The organism is Moorena sp. SIO4E2 (assembly GCF_010671945.1).
GTDB lineage: Bacteria > Cyanobacteriota > Cyanobacteriia > Cyanobacteriales > Coleofasciculaceae > Moorena > Moorena producens.
In genome coordinates this window covers 1-10,802 of record NZ_JAAHIE010000236.1, presented here as the reverse complement: position 1 = coordinate 10,802, position 10,802 = coordinate 1, and the positions used below count along the sequence as shown (strand labels likewise).

Here is a 10,802-nt window from a genome sequence, read left to right as displayed (position 1 = left end):
AGCGTGGCCTACGGCCTTAAATGCTGGGCAAGTCAGCCACTTACGTGCCTAAAAAATAGAACTTATTGTATTGTTCCGGTGGGTCGGGGCATCCCGTGTCGTTAATAAAGTAACCCGTGTATCCGAACGCGCCCCGCGTCGGCGAAAGCCGATAGTGATGGCTGGAGTTGGTAAGAAGCCCACACTGTAATCTTCGATGAGCGTGTGGGAGTATGTCACCGAAAATTCTGTAGGAAAAATTGGTGAAGGGGACTTTTCTCGAATTCAGCGTCTATGTTTACCTTTTGATAGGCTGATTTCAAAAATCAGCCTATCAAAAGGTAAACAAAAACGTCGAATCAGAAAGGCGGCCAGAATAATCACTATCAGAATACAGAACTTGATCAATGAATTGCATCACAAAGCTGCCAGATTTTTGGTTGACAATTTTGACTTTATTCTGCTTCCCACTTTTGAGACATCTCAAATGTCAAAACGACAAGAGCGAAAGATTCGTTGGCCAAAAGGCCACGCTACGCGAACAAAAACAGTCCGAAACCTACTCTCTTTTTCTCATTACAGGTTCAAACAGTTCCTTAAGCATAAAGCTTTCGAGACAGGAAAGCTCGTAGTTGATGTATGTGAAGCCTACACCAGCCAAACTGTCAGCTGGACAGGTGAACTCGTCAAAATTGGTGGAAGCAAAATCATTAAGTCCAAAATTGATGGTCAAAAAATGGATAGAGATATAAATGGCGCTCGTGGGATATTCCTGAGAGCTTTGGTAGATACACCCTGGATGCGAGAGCATCTTGCCTTGGCGGGCTAATTTCTACCTTGGTAGACTTTGGTAGCTAAAAAGTATCGGAATACAGTTGATCACAGACTTAATTATTGAAAATAGAGTCAGTAAATTTAGGTGCTATAGGTATCTTCAATGAATTGTGAAAATTTTTGATTCCTACTCCCTGCTCCCTGTTCCCTGCTCCCTTTCCTATGGGTATAACCCTGGCAATTTATAGATCCTGTAAGTATTACACAACTAGCGATTGAGCGTAGGTCACGGGACGGGAATGCCATAGGATCCTAATCATTAATCCAAACTAGGCTCAAATCACTTAATCCTTCTGAGGATAAAGGTTGTATAAATTAGCGGCTCCGAAAGGGTAAAAAAATATAGTTCATAGAACATACCACATTATAGCACCAGCCAAAAGCAAATCTGAATTGGGTCTAAAAAAAAGGCTTGACAAATTATTTTTAAGATATTAGTATGATTAAGTAAAACCAGAGCTGTGATGATTCAATCTGCCTATTATAACATAAAACTTCTGGTCAAAATGCTTATGGGTAAAGCTTGGCCAGGATTTAATCAGATAGGCAAATCTAAAGCTTAGATGCGCAACAGCTTATCAAAAATTTAGGGTGCTTAAAAAAATGAGAGCTAACCGGTTGTGTGCTAGGTCTGTTTAAGGATATACCTGCCACAATCACCAGCTGGTTTCTATAGCTATTTGCAGCTTAAAGGTTAAAGGTTAACTACCTCTGGACGTGTTGTTCACAGCCCTCTGTCAGCAAGAGGGTAATAACTTAGATACACATTAGATACACACCAACGAGGTAAATTAATGTTCAAATTCATCAAGCAATTGTTCTTAGCTGGTCTACTCAGCATTCTGATTACCAGCGGTATTTTTGTACCGAAAGCCTATGCTCAGTTTCCTTGTCAACCTCCTGGTCCTGATAACGGTACTCTATGTGCTGTTGTCTTCTCTGAAAAAGGTCCCCAAGATGGTCAAAGCTGGCGTAGCAGTGATAATTTCAGCACAGGATATTGCCCAGGAACTCAGATGATGTGGATCGCCCAAGGTCCGGATGCTGAAAACATTGAATTTGGTCTTGCAAAAGATGTAAGTGGAAGTGACCCTACTTTACAGGATCCAATTGTATACTGTGGAATCACTACTATGTTCCAAGATAACAATCTGTACCTAGGAAATCCAAGGGGAGCGGGTCAAACGTTCTCAGTGCATGTTTACACTAATGAACCCATGCCTCAGTAAAGTTCAAGTTGGCAGATTAGAGTAATCCAGAATTAGAGTAATCTAGTTTACCTTCTGTTCTGGCTTTCTAGAATAAAGAGATAGATGCAAGGGAATCATAGAATGAACTACCTTGTGTCTATCCTCCTGTGTCTATCCGCCTTTGTAGAAATCATACTCTAATTGACTACTCTAATTCACTAACGTTCTAGACAGTTACTGTTGAAAACACTGTTGAAAATACTGTTGAAAAACAAAGTGATTAAGATGTTCAAAACCCTTAAGCAATTTTTCATAGCTGCTTTACTGAGTCTGATTATTACCAGTCTCATCCCTGTACCGAAGGCTTATGCCTCAGCTTGTGAACCTCAAGGCGAGATCTGTTTTATTGGCTGGTCAGAATCAAGACCCCAAGATGGTCAAACTTGGCGTAGCAGTGATAATTTCAGCACACGATATTGCGAAGGTGACCTGATACAATGGCAGATCGAACTGACAGATGAAGCTGATCAGATTGAATTTAGTGTTGCACAAGATCAACCCGGTTCTGACCCCACAATTTTTCGAGACCTGCGTGATTGTTCTTTTACAGAGCTGGTAAAAGACCCTAAAATGTACATAGGAAATCCCAATGGTGCTACTCAACTTTTTCAAGTATTAGGTTATACTTCCACTTGCGAAGACAATGGTGGGGGAAATCAAAATACTACCTGTGACTATAGTGACTCCCTTAATATTGGTCAGGTTTTTAAACCAATGAGTCACAACAGTTACGAGCTACAATATGCCAATAGTTTGGCGGAAGTCCTAGACCAGGTAAAAGCGATCGAGATTGATATCTTTGATTCGCCTTTCGGAATTGGTGGTGGTGGCTCAGTACCAGGAAATTGGTTCGTATTTCACAACCCGACAGATTTCCCACGCAATAACTGTAGTGGTAAATTCCTATCAGACTGCCTGAATGATGTCAGACAATGGCACGAAGAAAATCCCGAACACGAGCTTGTTACTATCTTGATTGATAAGAAACAAGGTTGGGGGCAAAAGGGCGAACAAAGGGGTCCCCAGGATCTAGATGCTCTAATTATAAGAATACTATCTCCAAATAATGCAGATATTTTTTACGAACCCACTGACTTACTAGAAGGGGAGGGCTGCTTACAAAACAGCGAAGGACTATCATCTATGCGAGTTGCTGCACAAAATAATTGTTGGGGCAAAGAGGGTGATTATAAAGGACAATTCATGGTAATCATTGGCGGTAGTGGACCGGCAGGAGGAATAACAGGAAATCCTAACCCAGTAATTGCTCAATATGTTCGAGATACAAACTACAATCAAGGGTTGATATTTGCTTGCCCTGATGTAGAGACACTAGAAGAGATTACTGGAATACCAAAGAGTTTCGATGCCAAGACGGCGGAGTCTGTAGTCTGCGATAATTTCATTTTCGAAAGCATGTCTAGCAGTTTAGGAGAGGCTGTCAGAAGCAATAACTATGTATCCCATGTTGGAGTGATTTCCCCAGAGAATGATTGTTCCTACAGCACTGCAGTTAATAGCTATGGACTTAGCTACATTGGAATAGATAATTTTGAAATAAAAGACTGGAATGATGGTAGAATGAAAGGCGGCTACAATTGCGAGCAGTAGGATAGGGCAGCATTCCCTAATATTCCTAGGGGGGCTTAATTGGTGTAGCCCGATGTTAGCTATCAGCTATTAGCCGTCAGCTTATTTTATTAAAAAGCTGAAAGCTAATGGCTGATAGCTCAAGGCTTACACTCAGATTAAACGTTCCCGTAGCGTGGCCTTTGGCCTTAGCTTATCTCTTTTATTCAAAAGCACCTCAAGTAGCGTGGGCATAGCCCATTAGCTGATAGCTGATCGCTGATAGCTGACAGCCCCATCCTTAAGGATAGGGCTACACCAAAAAATGCTAACCAACTAAATTTTAACTAACCAACTCAGTGGCCCGTTTGGCCAAAGCCTCAGCAGTCAAACCATTAAAGGCCATAATTTGACCAGCACTGCTAGCAGTTTCACCACGCTTCCAAGAAACCACATCCCGCTTGCAAGTACTACGTAACATAATCGGTTCCAGCATGGCACTGGTACCACCAGTAACACCAATCAATCCATCCCCACCAAACAGCCGTTCAAACCCCTGATCATCTAAGAAACCCCCATCAGCTTCACTACAGGTTTTCCAAGCCGTATCATCAGGACGGTACAAACGGCGGGGACTGATTACCGAAACAATCCGCACCCCAATCCCTTGGTCTTCCAAATTAGAAGCAGCATCAAACACTGGTATCAGGCTCATATCCCCAATCACCGCAAACACAACGGTTTTACTGCCTTTAGTTTCATGCAAAACCACTGCACCATCTTGCAAGCCTTGACGGGTTTGCTCAAAGGTCGTGCGCACCGGTAAGGGTGACTTACTAGCAGTAATGGTAATTCCTTTATTCTTAGTACTCAGCGCCCACTCATAACACACTTGGATACTATTAGCATCACAGGGAAACAACGGGAAAATATTGCCATTGCGCATCATAGCAGCAAAGTAATTTTCAATTTCAGGACGCTGGTGAGTCCAACCATTCCGTCCTTGCTCCAGTGCCCCAGCCGTAAATAATGTAATAGTAGAGGGAGTAGGACGGCGCAATTCTGCCATGGCTTGGGTAACGGTTTGCCAAATGGGTAACCCATTGATAGCAAAAGATTCATAAGAACACCACAGAGTACGAGCTCCAAACAAAGCTAACCCTACCGCTAATCCAGCACAAGCATCTTCACTCAAGGGTTCATACACCTGACCTTTTGGGCCTTGGAAGTAAATTTCATCCGGGGTGGGGTGGATAATTTTTAGGGCTTGGTTAATATTATTAATTCCAGAAGCAGCATTCCCATCAGCATTGGAAATAATAAAATTAGGGTCTTTTTGCCCCACATGAGCAACTATCGTTCCCATCGCGGTAGTTGCTATTTTTTTATCGCCATCAATCACAAATTCCTCTAAAGGCAATTTACCTAAATCTGGTAAAGGCAATTCCTTTTCTGTGACTACAGTATGAGCCGCTGGCCCTCCTCCAGAACGCTCAAAATTTATCCTCACTAATTCCCAGGCTTGAGACGGTAACGCCCGAGCTTTAAGGGCACTAACAATATAATCTTTTTCCAGGGTATCTCCTGGGTAAAGATTGTGAGCTTTAGCTCCCCGTTTGTGGACTCCCGCTCCTTTTAGTTGTTTAACAATCAGCACCGTTAACTTACCACTCAAAGCTGATTTAGCCGCTTTATCCGTAGCTTCCAAAACCCCTTGGGTAAATGCCAATCGCTTCTGCAAAGAAAACTCAGTGCTATCGACATACTCACCAGGTTGGTCAGCATCATCGTAATCCTTAGCATTGATTAAGATTACTTCTTGGAAACCATTGCCCTGCCAGTATGCAATCATCTCTTGATTGGACTTTGTGGAAACCATACTATGGTGTTCCTGGCTGTAACCATTCCACACTAAGATGGGCAGAAAATTAGTCACCTGGGGATAGGCCGTAGAGAAGTGACCAAAACTGCTCATGATATAAGGTTCACCCAAGCCCCCATCCCCAATCGTAACTGGGAATAGTACCCCTGGATGAAGCAAAGCCCCGGCCATGGCAAAGTGTTGCCCTTGTCCGAGGGGACCAGCCGGATTGAGGAGTCCAGGAATTTGACCAGAAAGGTGTCCGAGCAATCCGTGCATTTCTCGGAAGCGTTCCCCCATCTGTTCTACAGTCTTAATACCCATCTCCTCTAGGGAGCCGTCCAGAAACATGTTACTGTAGAAGCCTGGGGCATGGTGTCCCACTTCAGTAATAATGTTTTTGTAACCCAGCATGACCAAAGCTGCAATCCCTTCCGCAATGCTGGCAAATCCCCCTGGATGACCAGAGGCTTTACTAGCAGTGATGTGCAGGGTTAGGTAGCGTAGGGCATCAGCAGCTAGTAAGGTCTGGAAGACAGCTGCTGGATCATCAGGAGATGGGATGGCTTTTTGCCCCAACGCGATCGCATCTCGTTGACCGTATTGGTCCAAAGTCGCTTCAAAACCCGGTATGGTATTCTCAAAATACTGAATTCCTTGACAGAATGTCGAAACCCTGCTACCAACTGTCATAGTGTCAGAAACCTTTTCTAATTATTACGAGTAATAAACAAATATTACAATCAGCTCGCTGAGTGCGGAATTAGTATATTGGCGAAATTTGGGTTTTAAACCAGTGAAATGTCTTATGGATTACATTGATTGAGACTACTATTGAGACTACTAGAGAACCTGCAACTCTACATCTATTGTTCTACCTACCTTGTAGAGATTCTAATCAAATCTTGCTTTATTTTAATTCCCAAAGACTAACAGAATAGGATTAATCGACTAGTTTTGATTACCATTAATCTTATTGATAGCTTGTCAATAAGCGGATTTCTGATAGTAATCAGGTAACCGAAGGTTTTGTTGCCATATGGCAGTTAGGTTAGATAATGAATTTGTCTTGAGAAAGTAACAGAGGAAAACGAGTGTGAGTAAATTACCTGATGGTCCTCAAATCCCTGACTGGTTACAGTTAATCTATTGGATTGCTAACCCCCTCAAGTATTTGGATCAGTGTGTAGAACGCTATGGAGATACATTTACCATACGGCTAACTGGTTCGAGAACGTTAGTCATCCTCAGCCACCCCCAAGCAATTCAGGAAGTCTTGACCGCTCCTCCTAGCCAGTTTAAATCTGGTGAACGAAATAAGCTGCTACAACCCTTGGTGGGGGAAACCTCAATGACTTTACTCGATGGTAAACCACACCAGCGGCAGCGTAAACTCTTGATTCCTCCCTTTCATGGGCAACGAATTAATTCCTACAGTCAATTGATTTGTGATATTACCCAGCAAGTAGCGAGTCAGTGGGTAATCGGTCAAGCCTTTACTGCCCGTACTGCCATGCAAGACATTACCATCCAGGTAATCATGCAGGGGGTTTTCGGTCTAGGTGAGGGTACCCGTTACCAAAAACTCAAGCTACTGCTGGCAGCCATGCTAGAGGTGACTGCTTCCCCCCTGCGCTCTAGTATGCTGTTTTTTAAGTTCCTGCAACGAGATTTAGGAGCTTGGAGTCCTTGGGGCAAGATGGTGCGGCGTAGGCAGGAAATTTATAACCTCCTTCAGGAAGAGATTAATCAGCGCCGAGAGCAACCCGAGCTAATGGGCAATGACATTCTTAGTTTAATCATGTCCACTCGGGACGAAAATGGTGAGTTGATGAGTGATCAGGAGTTACAAGATCAGTTGATGACTTTGTTGTTTGCGGGTCATGAAACTACTGCAAGCGCTTTAGCTTGGGCATTCTACTGGATTCATCGATTACCGACAGTGCGCCAAAAACTGCTAGAGGAAATTGATAGCTTAGGGGATCATCCAGACCCGATGGCCATTGCCCAACTGCCCTATCTCACAGCAGTTTGCCAAGAAACCCTGCGGATTTACCCAGTGGCGTTTGTGATCTTCGCCCGCATTACCACATCCCCAATTACTATTATGGGTCACCACTATCAGGCCAATACTGCCCTTTTTGCCTGTCCCTATTTAACCCATCGTCGAGAAGACCTCTATCCAGACTCCGATCAGTTTAAACCAGAACGATTCCTTGAGCGTCAATACTCTGCCTATGAGTATGTTCCCTTTGGTGGTGGAAACCGACGCTGTATTGGTGCTGCTTTGGCGATGTTAGAAATGAAACTGGTTTTGGCTAAGGTATTGTCTGACTATCACTTAGCCTTAGCACAAAATACAATCATTAAACCAACTCGTCGTGGAGTAGGAATTACTCCGGAAAATGGGGTTCCGATGGTGATGAGAGGTCAACGTGTTGCTAAGGAGCCAAAAAAACCTGCTACCGTAAATTCTCTTTAGGATCAAAGCAATTGTCCCATAGCAACAGAAACGGTTATCCGTGATCACCGAGAGTCTTTGCCGCCAGTAAGGTCACCGAAAAAGGCCGCTGGATGATCACCAGATGCGATCGCATTGTAAGCATTCAGCTATCAGCCTATGCGCTACGTCACAGGCTTCTAGCCTATGCGCTATGTCCCAGCGTCGTTCGCACAGCGTGGCCATTCGCGTAGCGTGGCCGAAAGGCCAAGGCCAAAGCCTGTGCCACGCTACACGGAACAGCTTTTGAATAAAATAAGCTGACGGCTGACTGCTGACTGCTGACTGCTGAATACTTACATCGCATTTTGCCAGCATACTCTTCCCAACCCGGTATGGTGTTACCAAACAAAATAGTGAATTACTCAGAATATTAAAGATTTTGTGTTCTACAAGGGCTGAGTATAAATAAATGTCAACAAAAGTCTAACTAGCACAGCATCAGAGTTTCAGCCACTGAGGTCACCAATCTGATCATGCTAATCCATCGGTCTGACAATTGGTAATCGAGACTCCTTAACATTTTCTTTACAAAAAGTTTTTAAATCCCTGTTTCCCAATTCCTGATAACACTTCACAATTAACAAACAGTTCCGGTTGTTATCGGTACGGGTATAGCTGAGATGATCAGCGATTTTTTGTAGTATAGCGATGCCACGTCCACCACCAGATTGAGGGTTCATTTGCTGCTTGAGGTCTCTCAGCTGCTGTTCTAAATCAAAGGGAGGGCCTTTATCCCAGATGCGTAACTCTAAACACTCAGGTAATAAAGTAACTTCGACATCAATCGAAACTTCTTCTGGCAAATCTTTGTGAGCATGACGAACGGCATTGGTAAATCCTTCAGCGAGAGCTAATTGGCACTGCAACCAGACTTTTTGGCGAACAGACGATGGTTTGAACTGGTCAAACCATCCCAAAGCGTTTTCTAACGCCTTAAGGTCGCTAGGAAATTGTTGGATAGATGTTTTCAATTTTTTCAATTCCTCAAAATCTTTTACATCAACCACATACATCAACCACATACATCAACCACATTGAAGCCTGATTCTCTTCCATTGGGTACTCTAAGATCAAGGAATCCAGTTTAACCTAGATTTATATCTCCCTGTACCATGGACTAATACTCAATTGCCTTTAAAGAATTGCCTTCAAAGAAAATTTTTTCTAGAAGCTTTGCCAGAAGCACTGGGAAAACCATTGGCGCAAATGGGGTTTCTTTTCCCCTTTTCTATCAAGCCAGGGGGTCTTGCCCTCTAGGGGGTCTTGCCCTCTATAAGCTGTTGCCCAAAATGGCAAAAATTGATGGAGATTTAGAAAAGGGGGAAGAAACCGGAAGCGGTGCAAGACAGAGAAGTTAGAACAAATAAATCCGATACGCCAATAGGGAATGCCATCAATAAAAGTAACTCAGTCTAACTTGTCTTGGGGTCTGATCTAGGTTTCGTGAAATTCAGCCCACAGAATATACTGGCTATCCTAATTGTAAGTCAGTGTATTGATAAATCCTAAAGTAATTTGTAGAACCTCAGTGCCATGAACCAAATTCTGATTATTGATGATGATCCAGCCATGCAAATGTTACTGAAACGGGCCCTTTGCCACCAGGGTTATGAGGTAGCTGTAGCTAGCAACGGTGAAGAAGGTTTGGTGCAGGTAGAAAAGTTACGTCCAGCGCTAGTCATTTGCGATTGGATTATGCCCGGTATGAATGGATTGGACGTCTGTCGTCAACTCAAGGTAACGCCGGGACTCTCAACCACCATATTTATTCTGGTGACATCTCGAAATTCCATTGAAGACCGGGTAGAGGGGTTAGATGCTGGAGCAGATGACTTTCTGTGTAAGCCGATCGAAATAGCAGAGTTGAACGCACGAGTCAGGGCTGGCTTGAGGTTACACCAACTAAGTCATGATTTGCAGCACCAAAAGCAGTTGTTGGAGGGAGAATTAGCAGAGGCAGCAGAGTATGTTAGTTCAATTCTTCCAGACCGGATGATCAAAGCATCGGTGACCATTGACACCCGATTTATTCCCTCCCGGAAACTGGGGGGTGATGGCTTTGACTATTATTGGCTAGACTCAGAGCATTTAGCAATTTATCTGCTGGATGCTGCTGGACATGGCTTACGAGCTGCCTTGCCCACACTTTCAGTGCTAAATTTACTCAGGTCGCGGGCTCTAAAGTCGATTAACTACTATGAACCGAGTGATGTTCTACGAGGGTTGAACCAAACCTTCCAGATCACTGAGCGAAATGATAAGTACTTCACGGTCTGGTATGGGGTATATAACCAGGTCAAGCGTCAACTGGTCTATGCTAGTGCAGGACATCCACCCGCAATATTAATTGCTCAGACCCATGGTTCCTTGATGGAAGTACAACGTCTAAAAACCCCTGGCTTACCCGTTGGTATGTTCCCAGATGCCGATTACATTGATCAGTGCTGTGAAATTACTGAATCGAGCACCCTATATATATTCAGCGATGGGATTTACGAGATTAACCAATCCAATGGGAACGTTTGGGGACTTGAGCCCTTCATCAGGTTACTGGCAGAGTGTAAGCAAAATCACAATGGTGCTTGTCACCTAGATTTGATTTTGAAATCTCTGGAAGCCGTGAACCCTAAACACTATTTTGATGATGATTTATCGTTACTGGAAATCAATTTTGTATGAACACCTTTCCCTGGAGTAATCAACCTCAGTTTCCGTAGCGTCGGCCGTTCCCGTAGCGTGCGCCCATGGGCAATGGGCAATGTCAAAAATTGGCAGCTTTTGAAGATAATACAGGAGACTGAAAGGC

Annotated in this window: 8 protein-coding genes and 1 pseudogene; 6 read left to right on the top strand and 3 right to left on the bottom strand. The window is 43.7% G+C overall.

The genetic code is table 11. The features are described 5' to 3' along the window. Positions 1–211: 211 nt before the first annotated feature. The 3 genes and pseudogenes from F6K37_RS21885 to F6K37_RS21875 form a co-directional block, all read left to right on the top strand. A pseudogene (locus F6K37_RS21885) lies at positions 212–808 on the top strand (zinc ribbon domain-containing protein); the annotation flags it as partial. 799 nt (positions 809–1,607) lie between these two features. Beyond that, positions 1,608–2,042 carry a hypothetical protein gene (locus F6K37_RS21880; protein ID WP_008185865.1) on the top strand — a complete coding sequence of 145 codons (435 nt, stop codon included), beginning with the start codon at positions 1,608–1,610 and terminating at the stop codon, positions 2,040–2,042. Between the two features lie 225 nt (positions 2,043–2,267). Then, complete coding sequence (locus F6K37_RS21875) at positions 2,268–3,674, top strand: PI-PLC domain-containing protein (protein ID WP_131827079.1); 1,407 nt, start codon at positions 2,268–2,270, stop codon at positions 3,672–3,674. A gap of 301 nt (positions 3,675–3,975) precedes the next feature. On the opposite strand, the gene F6K37_RS21870 is transcribed toward F6K37_RS21875, so the two are convergent. Continuing rightward, on the bottom strand, positions 3,976–6,186 hold the full coding sequence (locus tag F6K37_RS21870) for a phosphoketolase family protein (protein ID WP_008185869.1): 2,211 nt from the start codon (positions 6,184–6,186) through the stop codon (positions 3,976–3,978). A gap of 403 nt (positions 6,187–6,589) precedes the next feature. Between F6K37_RS21870 and F6K37_RS21865 the strand changes: the two genes are divergently transcribed. Continuing rightward, a complete protein-coding gene (locus F6K37_RS21865; protein WP_008185871.1) occupies positions 6,590–7,975 on the top strand; it encodes a cytochrome P450 in 1,386 nt (461 codons plus the stop codon). A 96-nt stretch (positions 7,976–8,071) separates the two neighbouring features. On the opposite strand, the gene F6K37_RS21860 is transcribed toward F6K37_RS21865, so the two are convergent. Both F6K37_RS21860 and F6K37_RS21855 read right to left on the bottom strand, forming a co-directional pair. After that, positions 8,072–8,341, bottom strand: a complete 270-nt coding sequence (locus F6K37_RS21860; RefSeq protein ID WP_143764219.1) for a hypothetical protein — start codon at positions 8,339–8,341, stop codon at positions 8,072–8,074. Between the two features lie 131 nt (positions 8,342–8,472). Beyond that, positions 8,473–8,967, bottom strand: a complete 495-nt coding sequence (locus F6K37_RS21855; protein WP_229414557.1) for an ATP-binding protein — start codon at positions 8,965–8,967, stop codon at positions 8,473–8,475. A gap of 171 nt (positions 8,968–9,138) precedes the next feature. Here F6K37_RS21855 and F6K37_RS21850 point away from each other — a divergent pair, with 171 nt between their 5' ends. Continuing rightward, entirely contained in the window at positions 9,139–9,354 is a 216-nt protein-coding gene (locus tag F6K37_RS21850; RefSeq protein ID WP_008185876.1) for a hypothetical protein, read from the top strand. A gap of 175 nt (positions 9,355–9,529) precedes the next feature. Further along, positions 9,530–10,675 (top strand): PP2C family protein-serine/threonine phosphatase, encoded by a 1,146-nt coding sequence (locus F6K37_RS21845; protein ID WP_287252115.1) that lies wholly within the window; start codon positions 9,530–9,532, stop codon positions 10,673–10,675. Positions 10,676–10,802: the final 127 nt, after the last annotated feature.

Coding starts and splice junctions, on each gene's coding strand:
- F6K37_RS21880 (WP_008185865.1), top strand. CDS start 1,608: ATGTTCAAATTCATCAAGCAATTGTTCTTAGCTGGTCTACTCAGCATT.
- F6K37_RS21870 (WP_008185869.1), bottom strand. CDS start 6,186: ATGACAGTTGGTAGCAGGGTTTCGACATTCTGTCAAGGAATTCAGTAT.
- F6K37_RS21845 (WP_287252115.1), top strand. CDS start 9,530: ATGAACCAAATTCTGATTATTGATGATGATCCAGCCATGCAAATGTTA.